General features: G+C 72.3%; 27 protein-coding genes and 1 tRNA gene. 14 read left to right on the plus strand and 14 right to left on the minus strand.

Going from position 1 to position 26,434, the window contains the following annotated elements; all coding sequences use genetic code 11:
* Positions 1-27 precede the first annotated feature (27 nt).
* Positions 28-1,233, minus strand: a complete 1,206-nt coding sequence (locus ACLWS4_RS12690) for an MFS transporter (RefSeq protein WP_375873177.1) — start codon at positions 1,231-1,233, stop codon at positions 28-30.
* 162 nt (positions 1,234-1,395) lie between these two features.
* Here ACLWS4_RS12690 and ACLWS4_RS12695 point away from each other — a divergent pair, with 162 nt between their 5' ends.
* Positions 1,396-2,247 (plus strand): helix-turn-helix domain-containing protein, encoded by an 852-nt coding sequence (locus ACLWS4_RS12695; protein WP_049649375.1) that lies wholly within the window; start codon positions 1,396-1,398, stop codon positions 2,245-2,247.
* Between the two features lie 217 nt (positions 2,248-2,464).
* On the opposite strand, the gene ACLWS4_RS12700 is transcribed toward ACLWS4_RS12695, so the two are convergent.
* The 3 genes from ACLWS4_RS12700 to ACLWS4_RS12710 form a co-directional block, all read right to left on the minus strand.
* Complete coding sequence (locus tag ACLWS4_RS12700) at positions 2,465-4,015, minus strand: AMP-binding protein (RefSeq protein ID WP_416874155.1); 1,551 nt, start codon at positions 4,013-4,015, stop codon at positions 2,465-2,467.
* A gap of 188 nt (positions 4,016-4,203) precedes the next feature.
* Entirely contained in the window at positions 4,204-4,731 is a 528-nt protein-coding gene (locus ACLWS4_RS12705; RefSeq protein WP_416874156.1) for a hypothetical protein, read from the minus strand.
* Between the two features lie 304 nt (positions 4,732-5,035).
* Positions 5,036-5,785 carry an SDR family oxidoreductase gene (locus ACLWS4_RS12710; RefSeq protein ID WP_049649378.1) on the minus strand — a complete coding sequence of 250 codons (750 nt, stop codon included), beginning with the start codon at positions 5,783-5,785 and terminating at the stop codon, positions 5,036-5,038.
* 118 nt (positions 5,786-5,903) lie between these two features.
* Here ACLWS4_RS12710 and ACLWS4_RS12715 point away from each other — a divergent pair, with 118 nt between their 5' ends.
* On the plus strand, positions 5,904-7,289 hold the full coding sequence (locus ACLWS4_RS12715) for an aspartate aminotransferase family protein (protein WP_416874157.1): 1,386 nt from the start codon (positions 5,904-5,906) through the stop codon (positions 7,287-7,289).
* Between the two features lie 165 nt (positions 7,290-7,454).
* Positions 7,455-8,189, plus strand: a complete 735-nt coding sequence (locus ACLWS4_RS12720; RefSeq protein ID WP_416874158.1) for an alpha/beta fold hydrolase — start codon at positions 7,455-7,457, stop codon at positions 8,187-8,189.
* Positions 8,190-8,249: 60 nt separating this feature from the next.
* Here ACLWS4_RS12720 and ACLWS4_RS12725 read toward each other — a convergent pair whose 3' ends face one another.
* On the minus strand, positions 8,250-9,392 hold the full coding sequence (locus ACLWS4_RS12725) for a hypothetical protein (protein WP_375873182.1): 1,143 nt from the start codon (positions 9,390-9,392) through the stop codon (positions 8,250-8,252).
* Between the two features lie 206 nt (positions 9,393-9,598).
* Positions 9,599-10,789, minus strand: a complete 1,191-nt coding sequence (locus tag ACLWS4_RS12730) for a pentapeptide repeat-containing protein (protein WP_375873183.1) — start codon at positions 10,787-10,789, stop codon at positions 9,599-9,601.
* A 216-nt stretch (positions 10,790-11,005) separates the two neighbouring features.
* Here ACLWS4_RS12730 and ACLWS4_RS12735 point away from each other — a divergent pair, with 216 nt between their 5' ends.
* Entirely contained in the window at positions 11,006-11,185 is a 180-nt protein-coding gene (locus tag ACLWS4_RS12735) for a hypothetical protein (RefSeq protein WP_147409168.1), read from the plus strand.
* A gap of 26 nt (positions 11,186-11,211) precedes the next feature.
* Here the strand turns inward: ACLWS4_RS12735 and ACLWS4_RS12740 are convergent, their stop codons facing one another.
* From ACLWS4_RS12740 to ACLWS4_RS12755, 4 genes are all read right to left on the minus strand, one after another.
* A complete protein-coding gene (locus ACLWS4_RS12740; RefSeq protein ID WP_416874159.1) occupies positions 11,212-12,426 on the minus strand; it encodes an alpha/beta hydrolase family protein in 1,215 nt (404 codons plus the stop codon).
* 105 nt (positions 12,427-12,531) lie between these two features.
* Positions 12,532-13,563 (minus strand): S66 peptidase family protein, encoded by a 1,032-nt coding sequence (locus ACLWS4_RS12745; RefSeq protein ID WP_416874160.1) that lies wholly within the window; start codon positions 13,561-13,563, stop codon positions 12,532-12,534.
* 59 nt (positions 13,564-13,622) lie between these two features.
* Positions 13,623-14,954, minus strand: a complete 1,332-nt coding sequence (locus ACLWS4_RS12750; RefSeq protein ID WP_416874161.1) for a tetratricopeptide repeat protein — start codon at positions 14,952-14,954, stop codon at positions 13,623-13,625.
* A 156-nt stretch (positions 14,955-15,110) separates the two neighbouring features.
* Complete coding sequence (locus ACLWS4_RS12755) at positions 15,111-15,728, minus strand: TetR-like C-terminal domain-containing protein (RefSeq protein WP_416874162.1); 618 nt, start codon at positions 15,726-15,728, stop codon at positions 15,111-15,113.
* 68 nt (positions 15,729-15,796) lie between these two features.
* On the opposite strand from ACLWS4_RS12755, the gene ACLWS4_RS12760 reads away from it, so the two are divergent.
* Complete coding sequence (locus ACLWS4_RS12760) at positions 15,797-17,149, plus strand: alpha/beta hydrolase (protein ID WP_416874163.1); 1,353 nt, start codon at positions 15,797-15,799, stop codon at positions 17,147-17,149.
* Between the two features lie 308 nt (positions 17,150-17,457).
* Positions 17,458-18,024 (plus strand): LysM peptidoglycan-binding domain-containing protein, encoded by a 567-nt coding sequence (locus ACLWS4_RS12765; RefSeq protein WP_049649385.1) that lies wholly within the window; start codon positions 17,458-17,460, stop codon positions 18,022-18,024.
* 133 nt (positions 18,025-18,157) lie between these two features.
* Here the strand turns inward: ACLWS4_RS12765 and ACLWS4_RS12770 are convergent, their stop codons facing one another.
* Entirely contained in the window at positions 18,158-18,709 is a 552-nt protein-coding gene (locus ACLWS4_RS12770) for a hypothetical protein (protein WP_416874164.1), read from the minus strand.
* 14 nt (positions 18,710-18,723) lie between these two features.
* On the minus strand, positions 18,724-19,152 hold the full coding sequence (locus tag ACLWS4_RS12775; RefSeq protein WP_416874165.1) for an ATP-binding protein: 429 nt from the start codon (positions 19,150-19,152) through the stop codon (positions 18,724-18,726).
* Positions 19,153-19,312: 160 nt separating this feature from the next.
* Here ACLWS4_RS12775 and ACLWS4_RS12780 point away from each other — a divergent pair, with 160 nt between their 5' ends.
* On the plus strand, positions 19,313-20,266 hold the full coding sequence (locus tag ACLWS4_RS12780; protein WP_380739186.1) for a helix-turn-helix domain-containing protein: 954 nt from the start codon (positions 19,313-19,315) through the stop codon (positions 20,264-20,266).
* The gene (locus tag ACLWS4_RS12785) at positions 20,226-20,366 is read left to right on the plus strand and encodes a DUF397 domain-containing protein (RefSeq protein ID WP_416874166.1); all 141 of its coding nucleotides are present in this window, start codon (positions 20,226-20,228) and stop codon (positions 20,364-20,366) included. Before ACLWS4_RS12780 ends, ACLWS4_RS12785 begins: the two co-directional genes overlap by 41 nt.
* Before the next feature lie 74 nt (positions 20,367-20,440).
* On the opposite strand, the gene ACLWS4_RS12790 is transcribed toward ACLWS4_RS12785, so the two are convergent.
* Positions 20,441-21,034 (minus strand): CGNR zinc finger domain-containing protein, encoded by a 594-nt coding sequence (locus tag ACLWS4_RS12790; RefSeq protein ID WP_416874167.1) that lies wholly within the window; start codon positions 21,032-21,034, stop codon positions 20,441-20,443.
* A gap of 97 nt (positions 21,035-21,131) precedes the next feature.
* Between ACLWS4_RS12790 and ACLWS4_RS12795 the strand changes: the two genes are divergently transcribed.
* The 3 genes from ACLWS4_RS12795 (at position 21,132) to ACLWS4_RS12805 (ending at position 23,388) form a co-directional block, all read left to right on the plus strand.
* Positions 21,132-22,199: an alcohol dehydrogenase catalytic domain-containing protein gene (locus ACLWS4_RS12795; RefSeq protein ID WP_049649390.1), complete on the plus strand. Its 1,068-nt coding sequence runs from the start codon at positions 21,132-21,134 to the stop codon at positions 22,197-22,199.
* A 24-nt stretch (positions 22,200-22,223) separates the two neighbouring features.
* Entirely contained in the window at positions 22,224-23,225 is a 1,002-nt protein-coding gene (locus tag ACLWS4_RS12800; protein WP_416874168.1) for an alpha/beta hydrolase, read from the plus strand.
* A gap of 79 nt (positions 23,226-23,304) precedes the next feature.
* Positions 23,305-23,388 (plus strand) — tRNA-Leu (locus tag ACLWS4_RS12805).
* A gap of 142 nt (positions 23,389-23,530) precedes the next feature.
* Here ACLWS4_RS12805 and ACLWS4_RS12810 read toward each other — a convergent pair.
* Entirely contained in the window at positions 23,531-23,857 is a 327-nt protein-coding gene (locus tag ACLWS4_RS12810; RefSeq protein WP_416874169.1) for a hypothetical protein, read from the minus strand.
* 278 nt (positions 23,858-24,135) lie between these two features.
* Between ACLWS4_RS12810 and ACLWS4_RS12815 the strand changes: the two genes are divergently transcribed.
* From ACLWS4_RS12815 to ACLWS4_RS12825, 3 genes are read left to right on the plus strand one after another with little or no spacing between them, the layout of a single operon-like run.
* Positions 24,136-24,471, plus strand: coding sequence for a hypothetical protein (locus ACLWS4_RS12815; protein ID WP_416874170.1), 336 nt, complete (start codon positions 24,136-24,138; stop codon positions 24,469-24,471).
* Positions 24,464-25,255, plus strand: coding sequence for a hypothetical protein (locus ACLWS4_RS12820; RefSeq protein ID WP_416874171.1), 792 nt, complete (start codon positions 24,464-24,466; stop codon positions 25,253-25,255). The genes ACLWS4_RS12815 and ACLWS4_RS12820 overlap by 8 nt, the downstream gene beginning before the upstream one ends.
* A 24-nt stretch (positions 25,256-25,279) precedes the next feature.
* On the plus strand, positions 25,280-26,125 hold the full coding sequence (locus ACLWS4_RS12825) for a transporter substrate-binding domain-containing protein (protein WP_416874172.1): 846 nt from the start codon (positions 25,280-25,282) through the stop codon (positions 26,123-26,125).
* The last annotated feature ends 309 nt before the right edge of the window (positions 26,126-26,434 follow it).

The raw sequence follows: 26,434 nt of genomic DNA on the forward strand, positions 1-26,434 counted from the left end.
GGTTCGGACCGGCTGAACCGGGTGACGTCATCCGGGAGTTGATGGAGCGGTGGCGGGGCGGCGGGGGCCCGTTGCGGCGGAGAGGGCGAAGACCAGCAGGCCGAGGGCCGTCATGGCGGCGCCGGCGAGGTTGGTGAGGGGGAGGGCGGTGCCGGGGTGGGGGCCGCCGTGCTCGATGACGGCGGCGCCGAGCAGGGAGCCGAGGGTGATGCCCACGCCGAAGGCGGCGGTGTTGGCGGTGCCGACCAGGGCGGAGTCGCGGCCCGCGACCCGCAGGACGTAGGCCTGGGTCGGGGTGAGCAGGCCGAAGCCGCAGAAGCCGAGCAGGAAGAGGGTGGCCACGGCCGCGCCCTTGTGGTGGACGGTGGCGGTGAAGAGGGCGAGGGTGAGGGCGAGGGCCGCGAACAGGGCCGCCGTCGTCGGGACGAGGGCGCGGTCGGCGGCCCGGCCGGCCAGCCAGTTGCCCGCGACCAGCCCGGCGCCGTAGACGGCCAGCAGCCAGACCACGTCGCCCGTTCCGAAGCCGGTGACCGCGGTCAGCATCGGCTGGACGAAGGTGAAGGAGGCGAACAGCCCGCCGAAGCCGACGGCCGTCGCGGCGAGGGCCAGCCAGAGGCGGAGGCCTGCGAAGACGGCCAGTTCGGCGCGGAGCGAGGACGCGGCGGAGGCGGGGGCGTCGGTGGGGGCGGTGTCCGTACGGGGGAGGAGCCGCAGCAGGCCGAGCAGTCCCGCCGCGCCGAACACGGCGACCAGCGCGAACGCCCCGCGCCAGCCCCAGGCCTGCCCGGCCAGGGTGCCGATCGGCAGGCCGAGCACGTTGGCCAGGCTCAGCCCGGTGAACACCAGGGCGATCGCGGCTCCCCGCCGGGCCGTCGGGACGAGCCCGGAGGCCACGACGGAGGCGACGCCGAAGAAGGCGGTGTGGGTGCACCCGGTGAGGAAGCGGGTGGCCAGGAGCAGGCCGAAGGTCGGCGCGAGGGCCGAGGCGAGGTTGCCCGCCGTGAACAGCAGCATCAGCAGGACGAGCAGGCGCCGGCGGGGCATCCGCAGGGTGAGCAGCGCGAGCGCCGGACCGCAGGCCTGGCCGACGGCGTAGGCGGTGGTGACCAGCCCGGCACGGGCGACGGTGACGTCGAAGTCGGTGGCGAGGGCGGTCAGCAGGCCGTTCGTGACGAACTCGGTGGTGCCGACGGCGAAGGCGCTGAGGGCGAGCGCGAGCAGGGCGGGGGGCATGGCGGTGGAGGGTCCTTGGCTGGGGCGGGGCCGGGGTGCGGCCGGACGGGGCCATGCTCCGGCGCCCCGCGCGCCCCCGGCCAGCCACCTGTCGTTCCTACCCCTCGGAGGGTCACCCACGGCGCTGGCCTGCGGAAACCTTCCGCCGTAGCCTCGGTGGGCATGGGAGCCAACAGCGAGCTGGGCGAGTTCCTGCGCCTGTGCCGCGCCGCCGTCACCCCGGCCGAACTGGACCTGCGCGTGCCGGCCGAGCACCGGCGGGTGGCCGGGCTGCGCCGGGAGGAGCTGGCCGGGCTGGCGGGCATCAGCGTCGCCTACTACACCCGGCTGGAGCAGGGGCGCAGCACCAACGCCTCGGACCAGGTGCTCGACGCGATCGCCCGCGTCCTGCGCCTGGACGCCACCCAGCGCACCCACCTGGGCGACCTCGCCCGCCGCCCGCCCCGGGCCGTACGGAGCCGCCCTCCGGTCGAGCAGCCGGACCCGCGCTCGGTGCACCTCCTCGCCTCGCTGGACCACGTGCCCGCCCTGCTGCTCGGCCGCCGCAACGACGTGCTCGCCTGGAACCGCCTCGGCCACGCGCTGCTCGCCGGACACCTCCCGTACGGGGCGCCGGACGATCCGGCCACCCGGCCGTCGATGAGCCGGCTGCTGTTCCTGGACCCGCGCACCCGCGCGCTCGAACGGGACTGGGAGCACTACGCCCGCACCCACGTCGGCTACCTGCGGCTGGTCGCCGGGCGGTACGGGGAGGACCGCGAGCTGGCCCGGCTGATCGGCGAACTCAGCATGAAGAGCCCGGAGTTCGCCGCCTGGTGGGCGGGCGGGAACGTGCGGGAGTGCACCTTCGGCAGCAGGACGCTGGACCATCCGGCGGTCGGGCCGCTGGAGGTGACGTACCAGGTGTGGCTCCAACCCGACCGGCCGGACCACCGGTTGGAGGTCTACACCCCCGGCCCGGACCCGGCCGCCGCGGCGGCGCTCGACGCGCTGGCGCGGTCGCGGCAGCCGTAGCGGGGGAGCGGGGGGAGGAGCCGACGGGGTGGCGGCCCTCAGCGCCGCCACCCCGTTGGCTTCTCGGCACGGGGCCCGTGGCGTGTTGAGCCAAACCCCACCTTGGGGTGAAGCCGGGTGGGGATTCCCGTGGGGACCGGTGCCGGTTCGGTGTGCGGCCGCCGCCACGGCCGCCACCCGGCGGCCGCGCACGGCGCGGTCCGGCGGGTGCGGGCCTTCAGGCCGTGGCGGCCGCGCGCAGCCGCTTCTTGTCCGGCTTGCCGACGGGCGTCAGCGGGATCTCGTCCACGAGGTGCAGCACCTCGGGGGCGAAGATCCGCCCCTTGCGCTCGGTGACGAACGCGCGGAGGGTGTCCAGGTCGGGCCGCTGCCCCGGGGCGGGGACGACGGCGACGTGGACGTGCTCCGCCTCCTGGTCGTCGCGGACGCCGAAGACGGCGCAGCGGGCGACCGCCGGGTGGGTGAGCAGGAGGTCCTCCACCTCGGAGGGGTAGACGTGGCCGCCGACCACGATGATCAGGTCCTTGACCCGGTCGGAGAGGTAGAGGTAGCCGTCCTCGTCGAAGTAGCCGACGTCCCCGGTGTTCAGCCAGCCGTCCCGGAGCACCGCGGCGGTGAGGTCGGGCCGCTTCCAGTACCCGGCCATGACGGCGTCGGAGCGCAGGTGGATCCCGCCCTGCTCGCCGGTCGGCAGGTCGGTGCCGTCGTCGGAGCGGATCGCCACCTCGACGCCCGGGACGGGCCGGCCGACCGGCACCTGGCCGCCGGGGCCGATCCGGTCGTGCTCCTGCGGGGTGAGGAAGGAGATCAGCTGGGCCTCCGACATCCCGTAGAGGCCGACCAGGACCGGCCCGAAGACCTTGAGCGCCTCGCGGATCCGGGTCGGCGAGGCGGCGCTGCCCCCGTAGGAGAGGTACCGCAGGCTGGACAGGTCGGTGCGGCCGATCGCCGGGTGGTCGAGCAGCTGGTGGAGCAGCGGCGGCAGCACCCAGAGGTCGGTGATGTGCTCGCGCTCGATGGCGGCCAGGACCGCGCCGGGCTCGAAGGAGCGCTGGAGGACCACCGTGCCGCCGTGCTGGAGGGTCAGGTCGGCGAAGATGCCGGCCAGGTGGGCGAGCGGGGTGGCGGCGAGGAGGCGGGGCGCGCCGGCGGCGGGGTCGCTGCCGATCGGGGCGTCGAAGATGCGGCGGTACGGTCCGTGCAGGCTGAGGATGCCCTTGGGGATGCCGGTGGTGCCGCCGGTGTGGCGGATGCTGAGGTCGTCCTCCGGCCCGACCCGGACGTCCGGGGGTTCGGCGGGGCGGTGGGCGGAGGCGGCGATGACGTCCTCGCCGAGGGCGGCGGGGTCGCCGCCGGGCCCGGGGCCGAGGGTGAGGACGGTCGGCACGTCGATCAGCGGGAGCAACTCGGCTGCCTCGGCGTACCGTTCGGCGTCCACGAGCAGCACGGTGGTGTCGACGCTCGCCGTGATCTCGGCCAGGACCGGGGTGCTCATGCCGTCGTACAGGTTCACCACCCGGGCGCCGGCGAGGCCCGCCGCGTACCGGGCGCTCAGGGCCTCGGGGGTGTTGCCGGTCAGCAGGGTCACGGTGGTGCCGAGGGCGGCGCCCCGGGCGATCAGCTCGTGGGCGAGGCGGTAGGTGGCGGCGGCGAAGTCGCCGGCGGTGATCTCGGCGCCGTCGGCGGTGACGACGGCCTGCCGGTCGGGATCGGAGGCGAGGGACTGGAGGATCAGAGCGGGACCGCTGACGAACTCCGCGTCGGGCATGGCTACTTCTTCCTTGTAGTTTGCAACCATGTCCACAGGCTAACCCCAACCTCCGCCCCTGGTCCGGGAACTGCCGAGGAGGGCCGAATGTGATCGTCCGTCACCCGGACAGGGGAATGATCGTGGGCGCGCGCCTGTTTCGTGGCGCACACCCGTTTCGGCGCACGCCCGTTGCGGGGCCCGCGCGGTCAGAACGCCGCCGGGGGCCGGAGGGCGAGGTCGGTGGCGGCGGCCCAGTGCTCGGTCGCGGCGGTGACGATCGCGTAGCCGGGCTGGGAGGGGAGCCGGGAGATCAGGGCGCTGCGGCAGCCGTGGCTGCGGTGGACCTCGACGGGGACGGGGACGCCGTGGAGCCGGACCTCGCCGGGGGTGGGCGGGCCGTCCGGTGGGGCGAGGTGGATGCGGGGGTCGAGGCGGTCCGAATTCGCCAGGAAGGTGGAGAGTTGGGACTGCGGGGTGGTGAGGGAGCCCACCCGGTGGCCGGACGGGACGGGGCGCGAGGTCTGGACGACGGCGACGAGTTCGCCGTCCAGGTGGTAGTTGAGGTCGAGGTGGCAGAGGTAGCCGTCGGAGGACAGTCGCCCCAGCAGGAAGCGCCACCCGCGCGGGGCGTCGCGGAGTACGGCGATCTGCTCGCCCCACTCCTCGGCGGTCTCGCGGTGGGTCGGTATGCGGATGCCGTGCGGGCGGGTGTCGCGGAACAAGGGCTCCCCCAACGGGCTGGTGGTGACCGGGCGTCGGCACGATGATCGCGCCGCGAGGGGCACCGCGGGAGGGGGAGACGACTTTTCGGCCGTTCGCCGCGTCGGCGGATTGCTTCGGGCCGGGGTGGGACAGAAGCTTCGGGGCGTCGGCTTCGGCGGCGTCGTGGGGACATCCGGGCAACAACCCGGTGAACCGCGGTCGACGCCGGTCGAACGGCAGTGGCAACCGGACGGGGGACGGGACATGGGTCAGGGCGGTGCCGCGACGTTCCGTGCGGGGGCGGCGCGGCGCCCGGTCGGCCCAGGAAGACGGGCGCTAGCCGCGGCCCACGTACGGCATGGCGCTGGGCATGACCAGGACGGACTGGATGTTCACCCCGAGCGGCAGCCCGGCCATGGTCCGCACCATGTCGACCACGTGCCGCACGTCCATGGTCGGTTCGACCCGCCGTGAGCCGTCGGCCTGGAGGACGGCCGGCTGGGGGTGGTCGGGCGGGGTCACGTTCCCGATGTCGATCTGGCCGCAGGAGATGTCGTGGCGGCGGCCGTCCAGGGACAGCGAGCGGGTCAGCCCGGCCACCGCGTGCTTGGCGGCGGTGAAGGCGGCGGAGTCCGGGCGGGGCGTCTGTGCGGAAGGCGCGCCGTTGTTGATGATCCGTCCGCCGCGCGGGGTCTGACGCTTCATGATCCGGAAGGCCGCGCGCGAGCAGAGGAAGGTGCCGGTGGCGATGGAGTCCATCACGCGGTGCCAGTCCTCGACGGCCACGTCCTCGGTCGGGGTGTACGGCATGACGTCGGCGGCGTTGTTGAACAGGAGGTCCAGCCGTCCGAACCGTTCCTCGACGAACTCGAACAGACCGTCCACGGCCACCGGGTCGGTGATGTCGGCGGTGAAGGGGACGGCGCGGTCCCGGTCGGCGGGGGCGGCGAGCCCGGCCGTCTCCGCGAGCGGCTCCTTGCGGCGGCCGACCAGGACCACCGTCCAGCCGTCCGCCAGCAGGCCCAGCGCGCTCGCCCGCCCGATGCCGCGCCCCGCCCCGGTGACGACCGCCGTCCGCTCCGCCATACCCCACGTCCCCTCTGCTCTGCCCTGCTCTGCTCGCGATGCCGTCCGGCAGGAACCCGTCCCGACGAAGGGCACCCCGAGCGTGCCCGGACAACCCTCGACCAAACAGGAGTCGCACATGAATGGCCGTAACCCGGCGGCGCAGTCGAACGGCCGCAGCCCGGCGCACGTGGATGTCCCCGACCCGGTACCGGGCCGGACCGACGGCAGCCGGCAGTGGTTCGAGCGGGCCAAGGAGTCACTGGCGGGCGGCGTCAGCTCCTCCGCCCGGCTGACCTCGACCGGCCCGGACCCCTACCCGCTCTACCTGGTGGGCGGTTCGGGCGCGCGGGTCCGGGACGTCGACGGCAACACGTACGTGGACTACCTCGCCGGCTACGGGAGCGCGGTGCTGGGCCACGCCGACCGGCAGCTCGCCGAGGCGCTCGGCGCCGTCCTGGGCGCCGGCACGATGTTCGGCACCTGCAACACGGTGGAGGTCGAACTCGCCGAGCTGATCAGGGAGATGGTGCCCTGCGCGGAGCTGGTCCGGTTCGCCAACTCGGGCAGCGAGGCGGTGCAGGGGGCGGTGCGGGCCGCCCGCGGGTACACCGGGCGGTCCAAGGTGCTCAAGTTCGAGGGCCACTACCACGGTTGGTCGGACACCCTGGCCGTCTCCAACCGGCCAGACCCCGTCGAGGCCGGGCCGTACGGCGCGCCGCGCTCCGTGCCCCACTCGGCCGGCATCCCGGCCGGTGTCGTCGGCGACGTCGTGGTCTGCCCGTGGAACGACCCGGGGGCGCTGCGCGCGGTCCTGGACGCCCACCGGGGCGAACTCGCCGCCGTCGTCTGCGAACCGATCGTCGCCAACAACGCCTGCACCATGCCCGCGCCGGGATACCTGGCGCTGCTGCGGGAGGAGTGCACGGCGCGCGGCATCGTGCTGGTCTTCGACGAGGTCTGCACCGGCTTCCGCACCGGCCCCGGCGGCGCCCAGGCGCTGTTCGGGGTCGTGCCGGACCTCGCCGTCTACGCCAAGGCGCTCGGCGGGGGCCTGCCGATCGCGGCCTTCGCGGGGCGGCGCGAAGTGATGGAGCCGGTGGCCGAGGGACGGGTGAAGCACGGCGGCACGTACAACGCCTCGCCGCTGTCCGCGACGGCCTCGCTGGTGACGCTGCGCAGGCTGAACCGGCCGGAGACCGTGAAGCACATCGAGGAGAGCGGCCGACGGATCATGGAGGCCGTCCGGCGGGCCGCCCGGGACCGGGGCGTCCCCTGCGCGGTCCAGGGAGTGGGGGCGATGTTCCAGGTGGTGTTCACCGCCGACGGCGAGCCGACCCGGCACTACCGGGACCTGCTCCGCAGCGACCAGGCCCGCCACCACGCGTTCCGCCACGAGCTGCTCCGCCGGGGGATCCACGTCAACGCGTACGGGATGGCCTGCTGGTTCGTCTCGGCCGCCGTGACGGAGGACGACCTGGACGAGACCTGCGAGGCCGTGGAGGGCGCGTTCCGCACCCTGTGAGCCGGAGCTGTTGTGCGCGGGAAGTCGGCGGGTCCGACTTCCCGCGCGCGGCCGGGCGGAGGCGGGCGGGTGCACCGGTGACTGTCGGAGGCGGGTCGTACACTCGCGCGCGGCAAGGGAGTTCCGGGATACCGGAGTTGACCGGCGTGCGAGGGGGACTGTTCCATGGCGACGTTCGTGCTGATCCACGGCGCGGCTGCCGATTCCTGGTGCTGGGAGCCGCTGGCGGCCGAGCTGCGGGGGCGGGGCCACGAGGTGGTCGCGCCGGACCTGCCGTGCGAGGACGACACGGCCGGGCTGGCCGAGTACGCGGACGCGGTGGTGGCTGCGGTGTCGTCGTCGGATGCGTCGGCGGCGGCTTCTGAACGGCCGGCCGGCGACCGGACGGGCCCGCTCGTGGTCGTCGCGCACTCCTTCGGCGGCTTCACCGGCCCGCTGGTGTGCGCGCGGCTGCCGGTGGACCTGCTGGTCATGCTCCAGGCCCAGGTGCCGGCGCCGGGGGAGACGCCGGGCGCGTGGTGGGAGAACACCGGCTACCCGGAGGCCCGCCGCGAGTCCGACCGAGACAGGGGCGTGGCGGAGGGCGCGGAGGAGGACGAGCGCGCCCTCTTCCTGCACGACACCCCGCCCGCCCTGGCCGAGGAACTCCTCACCGAGCACGGGCGACGCCAGTCGGCCACGCCGTTCGGGACACCGTGGCCCCTGGAGGCCTGGCCGCAGGTGCCGACCAGGTTCCTGCTGGCCACCGGCGACCGCTTCTTCCCGCCCGCCTTCCTGCGCCGGCTCGTCCAGGCGCGGCTCGGCCTCCGGCCGGACGAAATGCCGGGCGACCACCTCCCGATGCTCGGCCACCCGGAAGAGCTGGCCGAGCGCCTGGAGGCCTACCTGGCGGCGCTGTAGCCGGCCCGCACCGCGCAGGAAGTCGGCGGGGCCGACGTCCCGCGCGACCGGGCGAACCCGTTAGGGGGCCGGTGCGGGTGCGGGCTGCTCGGGGATGGGCGGGCCCGGCTCTGCGGGGGCGGGAGTGGGGGCGGCGGCGCTGCTGAGGCCGGCCGTCTGGGCGTCGAACAACCGGCGTGTGCCGCTGAGTTTCTCGCTGCCCCACATCACCGCCGGGCCGATGAGGGCGGTCAGTGCGGCGGGAGCGACCACCGATGCGGGGAGGTCGGCGAAGGCCGCGGCGCCCACGATGCCCGCCGCCGCAATGCTGCCGACCAGGACGACCAGCCGATCGTGCCTGTCCTCGCGGCCGGCGACCAGGTCGACCGGCTCTGGCGGAAGGTCCGCCTCGTCCAGCAGGCCCATCCACCGGCCCTGCACCGACCGGTCGAGCAGGGTGGCGACCAGCCGAGCGAGGCCGGGGACGGCAGCGGGGCCGTCCCGCAGGACGTTCGACGCCTCCCGCTCCAGCGCCTGCTGCACCTTGGCGATGTGCGGGCGGAGCGTGTCGCGGCGCCGTTCGCGATCGACCCCGTACGCGGCGAACCACCCGAGCCGGTTGGTGTAGCGGGTGACGTGCCGGTCCAGCTCCAGCAGCGGGAGGGTGCCGTCGGCCGCCTGCTGGCACCGGCGGAGGAGCTTGGCCAGTTCGACCGCCGAGGTGAGCGGGAGGCTCTCGCCGATCCGCCTCCGGTAGAGCTGACCGGACCGGTGGAGCCAGAGGAAGGCCGCGCTGCCCAGGCCCGCGGAGAGCGAGAAGAACGGCAGCGTGTTGTTCCGGACGAAGGCCGGATCGTCCGCAGCGCTCGGGCGGACGGTGAGGTCGAGTCCGGCCGCGGCGAGCGATCCGAACACGGCCGAGGGGATGAGGGCGAAGACCAGGAGCCAGGTGTCGATGCCGCCGGACCTCCGGACTCCTCGCCGCCAGTGCTCCCGCAGCGTTGCCGGGGAGGAGGACACCGGCGCGTGCAGGCTGTCGCCGAAGCGGCCGAGCTCGGCCGCACCGGGGAGGACGGCGCGCGAGACCCGTCCGGCGACCCATGGCGGGATCCACCACCCCTTCCAGGTGTCGGCGAAGTCGAGCACCCCCATGGCGATCGGGTAGAGCACCCCCGCCACGAAGGGCGGGAAGAGCGCGAACACCGCCGACTCGAACCACAGCACGGCACGACCCCCGTTCCGATCGGAATGACCGAGGAAGTGCCTACCACCGGTGGCGAATCGGGAATCCCGGACGGTTGTGCTGTTGACGGGCGGCCGCGTGGGCGAGGGGAAGGGCTCTGCGGGGATTCACCAGGAGTTGACCTGGGGTGCGCGGGAAGTCGGCGGGGCCGATCTCCCGCGCGTGAGCTGCTTGAGCCGGAGGTCTTTCAGTCGGGATCGGGCACGACCTTGACGGACTTCAGCTGGTCGGGCGTCAATACAACCTGCGCCAAACCGCGCACGGTGAAGAGCGCTCCGGAAAGGTCTGCCCCGAAGAAGGGACTGCTGCTCAGTTCCGCGCCGGTGAAGTCTGCTCCCGCGAGCTTGGCGTGCTCGAACACGCAGCCCGTCAGGACGGCCCGTCTGAAACTGGCCTTGTGCAGGTCCGCGTAGCGGAAGTCGGCGTACTCGGCCTTGCAGCCCGACAGTACGGCTTGGTGAGCCGAAGCGCTCGCCAGGTTCGTCCCCGAGAGGATGGCGTAAGACAGATCCGCGTTCGTGATTCTGACGCCCCGCATGGTCGCGCCGGACAGGTCACACCGGATGAGGTCGGCCAGGGCGAGGTCGGCGTGTTCCAGATCGACGTCGGTGAGCGTCGCTTCCACGAGCTGGGCCTCTGCAAGCTGTGCGTACTGCAGGGAACTGCCCGACAGCAGGCTCCCGCTCAGGTCGGCGTTCCAGAGCCGGGCGCCGTCCCAGACCAGGTTCCGGAGATCGAGCCGCGTGAGGTCGAAAGGGTCGCCGAAATACTGCTCGGGAAGACGGCCCAGGATCAGTACCGCAACCTGGAGGTCTTCGAACCGAGCCGACTCCGGACCGGAGGACTCCCCGAGCGGGCGGGCTTCCCGGAGGAAGTCGGCCAGCATCGACAGCCACGGCCGGGCGGGGTCCTCCTGTTCCCGCGGCGGGTTGCGCCAGGCCAGGCGTTCCAGGCGGTGGAGGGCGGCGATGCGGCGCTCCGGATCGGTGGACCGGAGCTCCGCCCACAGGTCCTTGTCCACCGCAGGCGGCCGTGCCGGTGTGGCCGGGTCCGCGTCGTCGGCGGCCAGCCAGAGCCGGTGGAAGCGTTCGACCTCGTCCTCCGGGTCCGGCTTCTGCCGCCCGACGGCGGTGCCGGCCAGGTACCGGACCATGGACTCCACCCGCGCCCAGGCGGGTACGGCCACGCCGTGCAGCAGTTGGCTCGCGGTGTCGTGGCTCACTGTCGTCGGCAGTTCGTCGCGCTGCTTGATGCCGAGGGAGATCTCGCGGAGGCTGGGTTTGCCCGCGCCCCGGTACAGCCCGTGCAGGGCTTCGACCAGGTCCCTGCGTGGCCCGGGCGGGAGTTTCTCACTGGTCGGAACGACGATTCCCGCCAAGGCTGCGCTACCCCTCGATGGACTGTCAGATTTCGTCCGTAACTGTCGGTCCATCATGAAGTGGCGGGGCGGTTCTGTCAGTTGAACGCGGGTTCCTGGCGGCAGGCCTCCGGTTTCATCCGGTCTCATCGACCGGGCGCGGTGCTGCCTCCGTCCGCCGCCAGGGTTGATCCAGGCCGTGAGAGGCGGCCGTCCCGAGGGATGAGGAGGAGCGCGATGTTCGAGCACGGTCGGCCCGGTGGGGCGGGACGGAGTGGCGAGGTGGCCGGACGGCGCCGTCGGTGGCGGGTCGTCCGGCGCACCGTCGCCCTGTACTTCGTCCGGGGCATGGCCACGGCGGCGGGCGGTGCCACCGTGACCGGCCTGCTCGCCTGGCTGGTCGCCCAGCGGGGCTAGGAGACAGGCCCTGCCGCGGCGCCGCACTAGCGCTGGAAGACCACTTCCGGATTGTCCGGCGAGGGGCCGTCCAGCAGCGGGCCGTCGATCCCCTTCAGCGTCCGGTCGAAGAACGCCGTCACGTACTCGCGGGTGATCTCCACCCCGCGTGCCGGGGAGAGGGGCGGCGCCGGGAACCCGGCCTGCTCGTGCAGCAGGTCCAGGTCGCTGAAGCTGAAGTGGTCGGCGCCGGCGACCGTCAGCCACTTCTTGTAGCCGCCGAGGGCGTCCCAGGCCTGCCCCCAGGTGGTGTCGCCGCCACCGGCCGGGTGGTTGTCGGGCGAACCCAGCATGAGGAACGGCCGGTTGATCTGGCCGGGCGTCGGGACCGGCTTGAAGGCGCCGTCCATGTTCACGCCGGCCCGTACGCGCGGGTCGGCGACCATCGCGGCGGAGGCCGCCGCTCCGCCGATGGAGTGTCCGGCCATGCCGATCTCGTGCTTGTCGATGAGGTGTGCCAGGCGCCACGCGGTGTTGCCGTGCGTCAACTGGTCGATCAGGAAGGACACGTCCCGCGCGCGGTTGGTGGGGATGGAGTCGATCCGCGACGGGTCGCCGCAGATCGCGCACGGCGTCGTCTGGCCGTTCGCCAGCGTCTCGCCGCTGTCCTCGTAGGTGTCGCCGACGAGCGCGACGACGTAGCCGTGACTGGCCAGGTCGGTCGCGAGCGCGGTGAGCGTGACGCGTGGGTCCTCGTACGCGGGTGAGAGGACCACCAGCGGGTACTTGCCGGGCTGCGGCCGCGCGCCGTCGAAGGCGTGCGTGGTGACTCCGGCGATGGTCTGTGGGGTGATGCCGGAGCTCGCCGGCAGGTTCTGCCGCTGGACGATTCCGGTTGCCTCGCCGAGGGACATGTAGGGGGCCGGGGTCCCCGTCCCGGGGACGGCCGGGTAGACCATGGTGACGGCCAGTTGGCGGGGGCCGGATGACGGCACCCACGGGTCGAGGCGGCTCGTGTCGGTGAGGTGGATGACGTCCTCGCCGGCGGCGTAGGGGCCGGTCGGCGCGGGGAGCGCGCCCTGGAAGGTCCGCGCGGGTGCGGCGGCCGCGGCCGGTGCGGTGTCGAACGCGTGCGTGGCCACCGGTGCGGCCGCCGGTGCGGCCGACGGTCCGGCCGTGGCGGCGAACCCGGCGCCGGTTCCGGTGGCGAGGGCGGCGAGCGTCAGCACCGCGACTGCGCTGATACGGCGATTGCGTCTCATGGGACAGACGCTAGGGTCCCGAGGCTCCGTGTCGGATCAACCCGTTGAGGTAACCGTCCTGTTGTCGTTCGTAGCCCCCACGGGGTACCGGGTCATACGCCGGGGCTACGTCGTGCGGCGCGGGGCTCCCTTGGTCGGCTCGTGGGGCCCCACCGCCGGTTCGAGCAGGGCGAGCGTCCGCTGCCGCGCGTCGAGGCCGACGCGGACGCCGACCGGCATCGGCAGGTTCGGGCCGGCGTGCCCGAAGTCGACGTTGCCCAGGACCGGGATGTCACGGTCCCCGAGGACGTCGAGGACGATCTCGCGCAGGGTCGGGGACGCGCCGGGTTCGAGGCCGCCGATCTCGCGCGGAACGCCCACGACCATGCCGGCGATCCGGTCGAGGATGCCGCTGTGCCGCATCACGTGCAGGTAGCTCCACACGTACGAGGCCAGGCCGCCCATCTCCTCCCAGAACAGCACCGCGCCGTCGAACCGTTCGAGCGGCAGCGCGAAGGGCGTCGCCTGCGCCAGCACGATCCGGTTGATCAACCCGCCGATCAGCGGCCCTTCGACACGGCCGGGACGCCAGCACTCCCATGACGGGCTCGCGGGCAGTGCGCCGATCGCCTCGGTGCCGGTCAGCAACCTGGCGTAGAGCGCCTCGAGTTCAGCCTGGCGCGCCGCGGGCGCGGACCGCCAGTGCCCGCCGAAGCCGGGGACGGCCATGTCGGCGTGGAACCCGACCAGGCCCGTGCGCGCGTGGAGCACCAGGTGCAGCAGCGAGATGTCGCTGTAGCCGAGGATCGGCTTGGGGTCGGCCCTGATCGCCTCGACGTCGATCAGGTCGAGGTAGCCGAGCGCCGTCTGGCCGCCGTCACTGGCGACGATCGCGCGCACCTCGGGATCGCACAGGAGGGCGTTGAGCTCCCCGGCGATCTCCGCCGGGGTGGCCGCGCTCCACCAGTGGCGGCGGCCCGCTTCGAGGAGCGGAGCCCGGCGCACCCGGAATCCCATCCGCTCCAGCACGGCCACCGTCCGCTCGACGTTGGGCTCGTACGCGGGCGGCAGCGGACCGGACAGCGCGGCGATGACGACGAGGTCTCCGGGCGCCAGGGCACGTGGTCGAAGCAGTCGAGGCGGTGCGGAACCAGTCATGGCGCCAGTGTCGCCGCCGCCGTCGGCGGGGTCACCCGACTTTCGCCGGAAGGGTTCTGTCACCACCCCCGGCGTTCGGCGGCCGCGCGTTCCTCGGCGATGGTGGGGATGGCGGCGAGGGCCTCGGCGGGGCGGCCGTTCCGGAGCAGCATGTCGGCCAGGTCGAGGGTGGCCCGGTAGTGGGTGGACGCGCGGAGGAGTGCGACGGCCTCCTCCAGTCGGCCGTCCAGTTCCAGCAGCCGTGCCAGCGAGGTGTCCCACGCGCCGGGCTGCCGTTCGTTGAGGGCGGTGGCCTCCGCGATGCCCTGCGGGCAGCGGCCGGCCTCGCCGAGCAGCCGGAGCCGCAGCTGGAGGACGTCGTCCGGGTGCCCTTCGGCGTACGGGCCGGTGAGCCCTTCCACGAGTTCGAGCGCGCGGTCGGGGCGGCCGTCGTCGACGAGCAGGTCCAGTGTCCGGTGGAGGAGGTTCCCGCAGTCGTAGTAGTCGAAGGTGGGCCGGCCGGTCTCGACGGCTTCGTCGATCCTGCCCTGGCGGACGAGGAGGTCCATCAGCGCCGCGCGGTCGTTCGAGAGGTCGTGGGCCTCGATGCGTTCGCGCAGCAGGGTCTCGGCCTCGGGTGCGCGCCCCGCGTCCTCCAGTGCCTTCGCGTACGCGTCGAAGGCGGCGTAGGGCTGGTCGGCGGCGAGGGATGCCAGCTCCTCGATCAGGCCCTGCCGGGCGAGGAGTTCCGCGTGGTACTCGGGGAAGTTGACGGGGTGGTGCCGGCCGGCGGCCGCTTCGGTGCGCAGGGTCTCGACGGCCTCGTCGGTACGCCCGGCGCGTTCCAGGACCCGGGCGGTCAGGAGCAGCACCTGCCACCGCTCCAGCGAGCCCGCGGGCTCGGTCCCCGCGCGCTCCGCGGCCTGGGCGAGGACGTCGAGGACCTGGTCGTCCGCTCCCTGGCCCCCGGTCGCCTCGACCAGGCACGACAGCGGCCAGGACGCCCCGAGGTGGGGCGTGAGCACCTCGATGGCCTCGTCGATCCGTCCGGCCTGCGCAGACAGTTCGGCGTAGCGCACGCACACGTGGGCGTCGTCCAGTTCGGCCGCGTCCGGGCGCACCATCGCGAGGGCCTCGTCGGCCTCGCCCTGCCGGATCATGATCTCGGCGGTGACCCACTCGGCGGCCCGCCAGCCGATGTCCGTGAACGGGTCCAGGAGTGCCAGCGCCCGCTCGAACTCCCCGGCCGCGCCCAGCTCCAGTGCCGCCGCCTTCGCGCAGTTCCAGTCCCCGCGCTCCTGCGCCGCCCGGGCGAGCAGCTCCACCTGGCCCAGGTCGAGGAGGGTCTGCGCCATGCGCGGGTAGACGCCGCCGAGGTTGTGCGCTTGCCAGGAGAGGTCGTCGATGTTCACGCGGGGAGCGTACGAACCGCCACTGACAGCGGCCCCGGGCTCGCCCCGTCCAGGGGTGGACCGGGGCCGGACCGTACGGGGAAGCCCTCGGCGTCCACCGCCCGCGTGCACGAGAAGTCGGACCGGCCGACTTCTCGCGCGGGTGGGGCGGACCCGTCAGGGGGTGGGTTCGGCTTCGCGGAGTCCGCGGAACACCGCGGGGGTCGTCCAGCCGCGCAGTGCGGCGTGGATCGTCGACTTGAACGCGGCCCGCGCGGTGGGGGCGTCGAGGGCTCCGGCGAGTTCGAGGGTGACAAGCCCGTGCAGGGTCACCCAGAGCGAGAGGGCGATCGAGGGTGCCGGGCCGTCGAGGACGGACTCCGCGACGGCCCGGTCGATCGCGGCGGTGAGCGGTCGGACGGGGTCGCTGGTGCCGACGGTGTCCGACGGTTCGAAGGACTGCACCCCGCCGAACAGCACCGTGTACAGGTGGCGGTGTTCGAGCCCCCAGTGCCGGTAGGCCGTGGCGAGGGCGTAGATGTCGGCGAGGGGGTCCGCGGAGGTGGGTACGTCCGCGACGGCGCGGAACAGGCCGGCGACGGCCTGGTCGCGGACGGCCGCGATCAGGCCGTCCTTGCCGCCGAAGAGGGAGTACACCGCCGTCGTCGAGGTCCCGGCGGCCGCGGCGACGGCCCGGACGGTGACGGTCTCCTGCGGGCGGGTGGCGAGCCATTCGGTCGCGCACGCCACGAGGCGCTCTCCGACGGTCTCGTCGTTCGTCTTCGGCCTTCCCATGACGGGGAGCCTACCGCCTTTGATAACGTCGTTTTGAAACAGCGTTACGAAACAAGGAGGGCTCCACCTTGTCCACGTTCGCCCTGCCCGCGACCCTCTTACGCCGCGCCGCCCGCTCGCTGTCGGCCCTGGCCGCCGTCGTGGCGTCGGTCCTCGCCTTCCTCGCCCTGGTCGTCCTCACGGACGGGGCGGGCTCGGGGCTCGCCGCCTGGCTGCCGGTCCTCGCGGCCGGGACCGCCCTCGCACGGTGGCGGAGCCGGAGCCGGAGCCGGAGCCGGGGTCGGGCGGCCCGGCTCGTGCCGTTCCTGCCGGTGGTCGTCGCGGCGGCGCTGACGGCGCCGGTCTGCGTCCCGACCGTGCCCACGGCCCGGCAGTACCCGCCGGACCTGCCGTTCGTGGCCACGGAGCGCTGGAGCCTGGACACCGGCAGCAGCGTCGCGGTGTACCACTACCCGCCTGCCGGGCCCGGCCCCCGGCACCCCGTCCCGCTCGTTTACCTCAACGGCGGTCCGGTGCGCGGCATTTCGCTGCTCGACCACCGGTTCCTGCAACTCCTGGCGGGGCAGGGCTACGACGTCTACGCCTACGAGCAGCCCGGCGGCGGACGCAGCGGCCTGCTCCCCATGGACCAGTACACGGCCGACCGGTCGGTCCGCGACCTCGGCGCCTTCGTCGACCGCCTGGGCGCGGGCGCGGTCGACGTCCTCGGGTTCTCGTCGGGCGCGGTCGTGCTCACCCGGGCCCTGGCCGACCCCGGAACCGCCGCGCGCGTGCACCGGGCGGTCATCGCCGAACCCGGCCCGATGGACGGCCCCACCGCGCGGATCGCCGGGCACCGGGGCCGCGAATCCGCGCGCGGCCTCGCCCTGGACCCGACCGGGCCGCGGTCGACGCACGTCCCCCGCTACGCGGTGGCGTTCGGCCTCATGCGGCTCGGACTCCTCAGCCCCGGCACCGGGCTGATCGGACAGGCCGAGGGCGACAACGCCTTCACCGCCGCCGACCTGGGCGGTGACACCGCATCCGCCTACTGCGCGCGCGACGCGCACCGCATCCCCGCCGAGGACAGCGCGCGGAACTTCTCCTTCAGCCCCGCCGCCAGCCTCCGCGTCCAGCGGACGGTCAGGGACTCGGCGTCCATCGCACCGCAGTTGGGGCGGTCCGGGACCCCCGCGATGCTGATGATCGCCGAGTGCTCCTCGCAGGTCCGTCAATGGGCGACCGCCGTCCTCGCCGCCGACCCCGCGATCCAGCGCACCCAGTTCATGCCGGGGGTCGGGCACCACATGTGGAACGGCCTCGACGGCAACAACGACCGGGCGGCGGCCGTGATCGGCGCGTTCCTCCAGGACCAGCCGGCGCCCCTGCCGAACTCCCCGACCCGCGAGGGGATTCCGGCCTTCCTGCGCGACCACGAGTGAAGGCCCGGCAGCCGCGTACGGGGTGGACCGCCGGCGGCCGGGCCGGGGGAGACCGTGCCGCACAGGAAGTCGGCGGGGCCGACTTCTCGTGCGGGGCGGGGTGATCGGGGGGCAGTCGCGGGCGGCCGCAGGGGCGCGGCCGCCGTGCCGGGGATGTCACCCGATGCGGTGAATTGTGTGCAAACCCCGATGGCACCTAGAGTCCAAGGACTGGTGTTCGTGCGCCGGCGGCGGGTGAGGCTGCCTGTCTCTGACGTGCCGCTAGCCCGGCTCGACGACGCCAAGTCCCTTATCCGAAAGGAATATCCATGAGTGACACTCTGTACGCTGGCAATGAACTCGGTCTCGGCCAGTCCCTGACCGGCGGTGCCTACACGCTGACCCTTCAGGGGGACGGGAACCTGGTGCTCTCCGAGCCGGGCGCCGTCGTGTGGGCGACCGAGACCCAGAACCAGGGCGTCGAGCGGGCCGTGCTCCAGGAGGACGGCAACTTCGTGCTCTACAAGGGCGACGGTGCGGCGTGGTCCACCGGGACCGACGGCCAGGACGTCGACCGCCTGGTCGTGCAGGCCGACCGCAACGTGGTGCTGTACGCCCGGGACGGCGGGGCGCGGTGGGCGACGGACACCAACACCGATTTCCCCCTCGCCGCCGAGGCCCCGGTCTCGGCCCCGGCTCCGGTCGCGGAGCCGGAGCCGGTCCCGACCCCGGAGCCCGTCGCGGTGCAGACCTACACCGTCGAGCCCGGGGACTCCCTGTGGGCCGTGGCCGAGCGCTTCTACGGTGACGGCAGCCGCTACCTGGAGATCGCGCAGGCCAACGGCATCGACGACCCGGACCTGGTGAACGTCGGTCAGGTGCTGACGATTCCGTAATCGTGCGGTCCGGGCGTCCGCGTCCGGGCACCTCGCCCTGATCACCGGATCGTCGATTCGGTGTGCCGGTGTGCCGGTGTGCCGGTGACCGGCTCGTGGGAAGTCGGCCCCGCCGACTTCCCACGCAGGGCGTTCAGGTGCGGGCGGCCTGGGTGCGGCAGTGGGAGAGGGCGTACTTGATGCGGCTGTCGGGGCCGGGGGCGGCGGTGAGGAGTTCGCCGGCGGTGACGAGCGTGGCCCAGTACAGGGCGGGGTCGCCGGTGCGGGGCATGGGATGGGCGGCGGCCAGGGAGAGGTAGGCCGTGGTGAGGTTGCCGGTGGTGAACCAGCGCTGGAGGCCGTGACGGTGGCCGGGGCGGAGGCTGCCGTGGGCGTCGATGGCGGCCAGGAAGTGTTCGACGACGGCGAGTTCGGTGTCGGTGAGCGACTTGGGGACGTCGAAGACGCCGAGGGCTTCGAGGAGTTCACCGGTGTCGTTCTCGGAGTCCGGGCGGGGGTTCGAGAGCAGGGCGTCGTAGCACTCGGCCAGGCGACGGGTGGTCTCGGCGAGGGGGACGTCGAGGGCGAGGCAGACGGCGCGCGCGACGGGCAGGGACGGGTGGCCCAGGCGGGCGATCAGGGCGAAGGCCGCGGCCGGGGTGGCACCCCGGGAGAGGGCGTGCCGGGCCAGGGTCGTGAGGTGCATGGGGGTTCGGGCTTTCAGGCGAGGGCGGTGGCGGGCGCGGGGGCGACGAGCACCCAGACGAACTTGCCGATGCCGTCGGGACGGGAGGTGCAGCCCCAGCGCTCGGCGAGCTTGTTGACGAGGAACAGGCCGCGCCCGTGCTCGTCGCAGGCGGTGGGGGTGTGGAGGGACGGCAGGCCGCTGCCGGCGTCGTGGACCTCCAGCCGCAGGCGGGAGTTGATCAGGGCGATGCGGATCTCGATGTGGCGGTCGTCCGGCGCGTCGGAGTGCTGGACGGCGTTGGCGAACAGCTCGCCGAGGAGGAGTTCGGCGGTGTCCGCGTAGCGGTCGCCGGAGGGCAGCCCGGAGAGGTACGCGCGGAGCAAGTAGCGCGCCAAGGGCGCGGATTCGGCGCGGGAGTCGAGGTGCGCGACGAACGCGCGGGGCCGACGGGGCGAGAGCATGGGGGAGCACCTCACGGGGGCGGAGGGGGTGTGAAGGGGGCGCGCGATGTAACGCTATGCATGCAAAAGATTGCATTCCGGCATCAATGATGAGGGTGTCGGAGTTACGGTTGCGACCAAAACGGAGTACGGAGATCCGTGGCACCTAAGGGGGAAACACGTGGCACATCGGCGCCTTGGGCTCGAGCCGACGGCGAACCCGGCGGAGATGTTCGGCGAAGCGCTCCGCTTCGCGCGTGAGCGAGCCGGCTACACCCAGGAGCAGCTGGGGAAGCTCCTGAGCTTCTCCCGCACGGTGATCACCCGGTTCGAGGGTGGGAGGAGGTCGATGGACCGGGAGACCGTCGAGAGGGCTGACGAAATCCTGGCCATGGGGGGCTTGCTGGTCCGGCTGTGGGAGCGGGTGGACTGGCAGGCGGATATCGAAAGCGCGGACTGGTTCGAGAAGTTCATGGAACTGGAGGACGAAGCGCTGGCGATTCGGGTGCTTCAGTACTCTCGGATCAATGGCTTGTTGCAGTGCGAGGAGTACGTCCGCGCGATGTTCGCGACTGGAAACGCGCGCAACAATCCGAAGTTGCTAGCCGAGCGGATTGAGACCCGGCTGATGCGGCAGCACCGCTTCCTGGTCGCTGATGGGCCGACCCTCATGGTGGTGCTCGATGAGGCTGCCATTCGTACGGTCTTCGGAGGGCCGGGTGTGATGAGGCGGCAGATGGAGCATCTTCTCGCGGTGACGGAGCAGTCGAACATCGTGGTCGAGGTGATGCCGTTCGGCAGTGCGATGCCAGTTGCGCCATCTGCCTCGCTGGTGCTGATGCTGATGCCGGACGGCAGGGAGTGGGTGTACTCGGAGAGCCTGTATCGCGGGCACTTCAGCGACGCCCCGTCGGTTGTCGAGCAGTCCAGGCGGGACTTCGACATGATGCGCGGCGGTGTACTCTCACCTGGAGAAACCAGGGCCCTGATCGCCGATGCGATGGAGGAGTACCGTTTTGCAGAACGTCGATCTGAGAAAGGCTGCTTGGAGCAAGAGCAGCTACAGCACGGGCGACGCGGGCGAGTGCATCGAGGTGGCCCTTGGCTTCCTCCCCGGCGCCGTCCCGGTGCGTGACTCCAAGGACCCCGGCGGCCCGGCCCTCCTATTCCCCGACTCCTCCTGGAACGCCTTCGTCGCGGCGGTGCGGGCCGGCGAGTTGCCGATCGAGGGCTGAGCCACCCCTCCACATCCCTCCCTCGGGGCGGGGCGCCAACTGGCGCCCCGCCCCGAGGCGTTCTCCGCCCCTGACTACTTCGCCTTCGCCCGGTAGGCGCGCTTCTTCGCGAGTGCGCCGCAGGTCTTCATCGAGCACCAGCGCCGCGCGCCCGCCCTCGATGTGTCCACGAACGGCGTTCCGCAGTCGGGGTTTCCGCAGATGCGCACGCGCGTCCGCTGCTCGTCGGACGCGCAGAGCGCGATCAGGTCCCGCGCGACCATCGACAGCACGGCCGCGATCCCGTCCCCGTCCCACCGCACGGACGCCGCGTCCGCCGAGAGCACGGGCACCGAAGTCGCCTCGGCCGCAGCACCGTTGACCACCGCGACGTCCTCGGGCGCGGGTGGCACCCCTTCCGCCAGTGCGACGCCCGTCCGCTGGATCGCCTCGCGCAGCCGCCTCGCTCCCTCCAGCTCTGCCTCGTCGCACCTCGGCGCCACCGTCGTGCAGCCGCTCTCCACGCTCCACCGGCTCAGGTCCTCCGGCAGTGCCAGCCGCTCGACGTGCACGTCCTTGCCGCGATCGGCGAGCGTGCCGGCGAAGGCGAAGCACAGCCGTGCGTCGTCGAACCGGAAGTCGGTCTTGGCGCGCTGGCGCCCTTCTCGTCGGCCGTCTTCGTCACTCATGTCCACCACTCTAAGCGGTTGACACGCATCGAAGCGGGCGCATAGCTTCAAGGTCCACCACTTGAACCAGTGGACTTTCCCCGAGGAGGTCGCGTCCATGCGCGCCGCAGTCATCGAAGAACTCCACCAGCCCCTCGTCATCCGTGACGTGCCCGACCCCGTCTGCCCGCCCGACGGCGCCATCGTGCGCGTCGGCGCCAACGGGATCTGCCGCACCGACTGGGCCCTGTGGGCCGGGGACTTCTGGACGGGAGGGCCGCAGGTCAAGCCCCCGTTCGTCCTCGGCCACGAGTTCGCCGGCACCGTCGTGGAGGTCGGCCGGGACGTTCGGGACTGGCGGGACGGCGACCGGGTCATCTTCCCGATGAACCCCGGCGAGGGCTCCTGCGAGATGTGCCGCAGCGGCAACCAGCACGTGTGCGAGCACGTGGACTCGCTCGTCCCCGGCGTCTCCTACTGGGGCGCCTTCGCCGAGTACGTCATGGTCCGCTTCGCCGACGTCAACCTCGTCCGGGTGCCGGAGACCGTCGGCTTCGTCGATGTCGCCGCCCTCGCCTGCCGCTACATGACCGCCTTCCACGGCGTCGTCGACCAGGCCCGCGTACGCGGCGGGGAGTGGGTCGCCGTGTACGGGGCCGGCGGCGGCATGGGCCTGTCCACGGTGGAGATCGCGGCCGCCACCGGCGCCAACGTCATCGCCGTCGACATCTCCGAGGAGAAGCTGGACGCCGCCCGCGCCCTGGGCGCCGTCCACACCGTCAACGCCGCCACCGACGACCCGGCCGAGGCGGTCAGGACCCTCACCCGGGGCGGCGCCCACGTGTCCGTCGACGCCGTCGGCATCGCCGAGGCCTGCCGCAACTCCGTCCTCTCCCTGCGCACGCGCGGCCGCCACCTCCAACTCGGCCACACCACCGGTGCGGAGAAGGGCGACGTCGGGCTACCGATCGACGTGATGATGGTCAAGGAACTGGAGTTCCTGGGCGCCTTCGGCATGCAGGGCCAGCGCTTCGGCACCATGCTCAACATGATCGAGGCCGGCCGCCTCAACCCCGGCCGCATCGTCACCCGCACCGTCGGCCTCCACGAGGCGAGTGGCGTGCTGGAGTCCCTGGAGACGTACGGGCCGACCGGCGTCGTCGTCATCGACGAGTTCCGGGCCTGAGCACCGGTGGAAGGAAGCACGACCATGCCCGTTCCCCGCCTGCTGGTCGACCCGGAACTGCGCCGGGCCCTCGACGCCGTCCCGATGACCCCCAACGGCGTGTTCGACCTGACCGACATCCCCGCCACCCGCGAGACCCTCCGCGCCTTCGCCGCGGCCGTCGCCGACTCCACCCCCGACGACCCGTCGGTCACCGTGACCGAACACCGCGCGACCCGGGCCGACGGCCCGGACGTACCGATCCGCCTGCTGCGGCCCACCACCGCCGGGCCCGGCCCGCTGCCGGTCCTGCTCTGGTTCCACGGCGGCGGGCAGGTGCTCGGTTTTGCCGCTCAGGACGACCCCTGGCTCAAGCGGCTCAGCACACGGCTCGGCTGCGCCGTCGCCGCCGTCGACTACCGGCTCGCCCCGGAGACCCCTGCCCCCGGCGCCGCCGAGGACGGGCACACCGCCCACCGGTGGCTCCTCCACGAGGCGGGGGTGCTCGGCCTGGACGCCACCCGGATCGGCATCGGCGGCCAGAGCGGCGGCGGGGGAGTCGCGGCGGCCACCGCCCTGCTGGTCCGCGACCACGGCGGCCCCACGCCGCTGTTCCAGGCGCTGATGTACCCCATGCTCGACGACCGGAACCGGACCGCGTCCAGCCACGAGATCACCGACCTCGGCATCTGGGACCGCGCCACCAACCTCCTCGCCTGGCGGGCGATCCTGGGCGACCGCGCCGGAACCGACCAGGTCAGCCCGTACGCCGCCCCCGCCCGCGCGGCCGACCTCGGCGGACTGCCGCCCACCTTCGTCGCCGTCGGCGAACTCGACTCCTTCCGCGACGAGGACCTCGACTACGCCATGCGCCTGCGCGCCCACGGCGTCCCCGTCGAACTCCACCTCTACCCCGGCGCGTACCACGCCTTCGACCTGTTCGCCCCCGAGTCACAGCTCGCCGAGAGCTTCGAGCAGGCCTGGCTCGGCTACCTCGCCCGCCACTTCCGCACCCCCGCGCCCCAGCACCCCCGGCCCCCGGCGTAGACCCGGTCTCCCGCCGTCTGCCCGGACGTGGTCGGAAGTGCCCCTCCGGATGGTCTATAGTTTTCCTCATCACCCAGATGCGCGGGTGGCGGAATAGGCAGACGCGCTGGATTCAGGTTCCAGTGCCCGAAAGGGCGTGGGGGTTCAACTCCCCCCTCGCGCACAGCGAACGGCCGGTTGATCTTCGGATCGACCGGCCGTTTTGTTTTGTTGTGGCCGTTTTGTCGTGGCCGCCGAGGGCCCCTCACGGTTTCGTGAGGGGCCCTCGGCGTTTGTGCTGGTCAAGGTGGGTGCGTGGGGTGGGGTCAGGGTTCGGTGCTGTGTCGCCTGGGGGTCCAGTTGCCGGGCTTGTTCGGGGTGTAGCGGTTGGTGGGGCGGGCGTCCACGCGGTGGCGCCAGGTGGTGTGGTCGATCTTCTTGTTGAGGAGGTCGGCGGTGGCGGTGATCAGCGGGGCGGGGATGTTGGGGCAGTACCAGGTGCCGTCGACGAGCAGGGCGCCGGCGTGGCTGCCCTGGATGCCGAGCTGGTCGCGGCGGTAGTCCCAGATCGGCCGGTAGCCGAGGTCGAGCAGGGGGATGTGGAAGGTTTCGGGCAGGGCGGTGAGTTCTTCAAGGTCAGCGGGAGTCGCCATTCCGCCGAGGTCGGGGGGAGCCACCTCCGTCGGTAGCGTCCCGCAGCCTGCAACGGCCTGAGCAGGGCAGCCCCTTTCGGTTGCCGCCTTGAGGCTCGGAAGATTGCTCCCGGCCTCGCCGAAGTTCTGGCTCTGGATCGTGTCGATGAACTCACCGGGCGTCAACCAGTCGGATTGAAGCCATGCCCCCGGCCGCTCCCGCGCGCTAGTGTCTGATGCCGTGTCATTCATCCTTCATGGGGGGGTGTGAGCAGGACGTGACTCGTTGGCAGAAAATTGTGCTCGTCACAGCCGGGTCGGTGGTCACCGTCTCGACGCCGATGGTCTGGCTCCTGGGTGATCCGGACACCGGGCAGTTGGTCGGCGCCTCGGTCCAGGCCGGGACCGGAATCGCGGCGCTGCTCCTGCCCGTGCTGTGGCGGCAGGACCGCCCCGCTCTGCGGGCTGAGGCCGTCGACACGGGCAAGGCCGTCGCGAACGGTGGCGGCTCCGCGAACAGCGGCGTACGACTGGGCGGGAACGCGGGCGGCGTCGCGTCCGCGCGGGCCGAACGGACCGGTGACGCCACCGCCGAGGGCGGCGGCACCGCCAACTCAGGAGTCACCGATGCCTGATCCGGTGGTCGACGGCGAAGGCCACCCCAAGGAACCGACGGCGTCGGCGTCCGATACGGGTGCCGCGCGGGCGAACGACGGCGGTACGGCCATCAGCGGGACCGTCGTCGGCAGCAACGTCAACAGCCGCATCTACACCCTGTACTTCTGGGGTCGCGCCGCCAGCTGGAGCCTCCCGACGGTGCTCGTCGGGCTAGTCGCCGTCGTGACGCTGGTACGCCAACCAGAAGGCCGCATAGGGCAGTTCACGCCGGTGTACTTGCTGCTGGGCGCCGCGCTGCTGGCATCCGTACTCCTGACGATGCTCGCGGGAGAGCAAGCCGGCCGGGGCGACTTCTTCCGGTCCGGACTCAGGCTGCCCGCCGCATTCTTGTTGTGCCTGGTCGCCGCCGGGGCCGGACTGCTGTGGATGGGATATCTCCGGGACCACGGCGAAGTGGACGTCGCCGGTGGGCACTTCCGGGTCGAGAATGCCACCGAAGTGGGGGACGGCGAAGGGGCGACCCTGGTGGTCGACGCCGACGGGATGAAACGCGACGGCATGAAGGTCACGGTCTCCATCGGGCAACGCGTGCGGAACGGGGGATCCTGCGCGGCCGCGACCACGCTCGGCGTGGCACTCGAAGGTAAAGACGTGCAGAGCGCCAACCGCTCTCTCGAAGACGGGGATACCGCCGACCTGCGGCTTGACGGCGGAAGCGAGATCCGGGTCCGCCTCATCGTCCACACGCAAAAGGGATGTCAGGTGAACCTCGGAGTCACCAAAGTTCTTCTGTACGGGTGATCTGTACGAGTGAGGGGTCATGGGATGAGCGCGTGGCGAACTGCCAGGCGGGTGGTGGCGGGACTCGGGGCGCTGGCATTCCTCGCGACGGCCACGGCATGCGGTGAAGAGCCCAAGAAGTTCCTCGGCCTCACGCGTGTCAACGTCGCGTACAAGCATGACCAGCCAGGCACCTCCTACTGGGACAAGGGGAAACATTCCGGATTCGACTGGTATGTGGGAGCCTATGTCACCCAGCAGTTGAAGGTCGCCCACTCTCCCAAGCTGGTCACGTCCGACGTGCGCGAGACCGATATCACCGAGAGATTGGCCGACCTGGTGATTGCCACCTACTCGATCACTCCGGAGCGCGAGGAGAAGGTCGCCTTCGTCGGCCCGTACGCCGTGACGGAACAGGGCTACATGGTCATGCCAGGGGCGATCAAGTCGGAGAGTGACCTCAAGGACAAGAACATCTGCACGATGACGAGCACGACCGCCGCCGAAAACCTGGAGCGCCAGGGTTTGAAAAAAATCAAGCAGGTGCCGAATGCCTCGACATGTGTGGATCTGCTGCTCCACGGAGAGACGGACGCCTTCTTCATGGACGAGATGATTCTCTATGGATTCCAAGCGGCGAATCCAGACAAGGGCCTACATATCTTCAAAGGCAAGGCCGGGCAGCCGCAGTTCTACGGCATCGGCATGCCCAAGGGGCATCTGAGAGACTGCGAGGACCTGAAGAAGATCGTCAAGGCATACGTGCAGAGCAGCCAATGGACAATGGACTTCGCGGCGGCACTACGGGAGTTCGCGAACGGACACTCGGCCGAGGTGGACGCATACCGGCCCAACGCTGAACTTCTCGACAAGCTTTCATGCAAGGGGTGAGGGCCTGACCGCCGAGGCCGTACCCCGCCAGGTCGGCAGGGTGTGGGAGGAGTTCAGTGACGCCCGAACAGCCCTGCGGGAAGGTCGTCACCCGTTCGATCCCCTCCTGCGGGGGAGCCCGGAGGCCTGGAACTCGCTCTACCGGGCTCGTCCCGAGGAGATCGTCCTTCCGGCGGACGCGCAGGAGGTGGGGGCTGCGGTGGTGTACGCACGTGAACGGGGCCTTCCCTTCCGCATCTGCGCAGGCGGCCTGCTTCCTCTACGAGGTGCGGCGCCCCGACTGAGGGGCGGCGGAATGCGGAGAGCGTC

Source organism: Kitasatospora sp. SC0581, assembly GCF_048159585.1.
Classification (GTDB): Bacteria; Actinomycetota; Actinomycetes; order Streptomycetales; family Streptomycetaceae; genus Kitasatospora.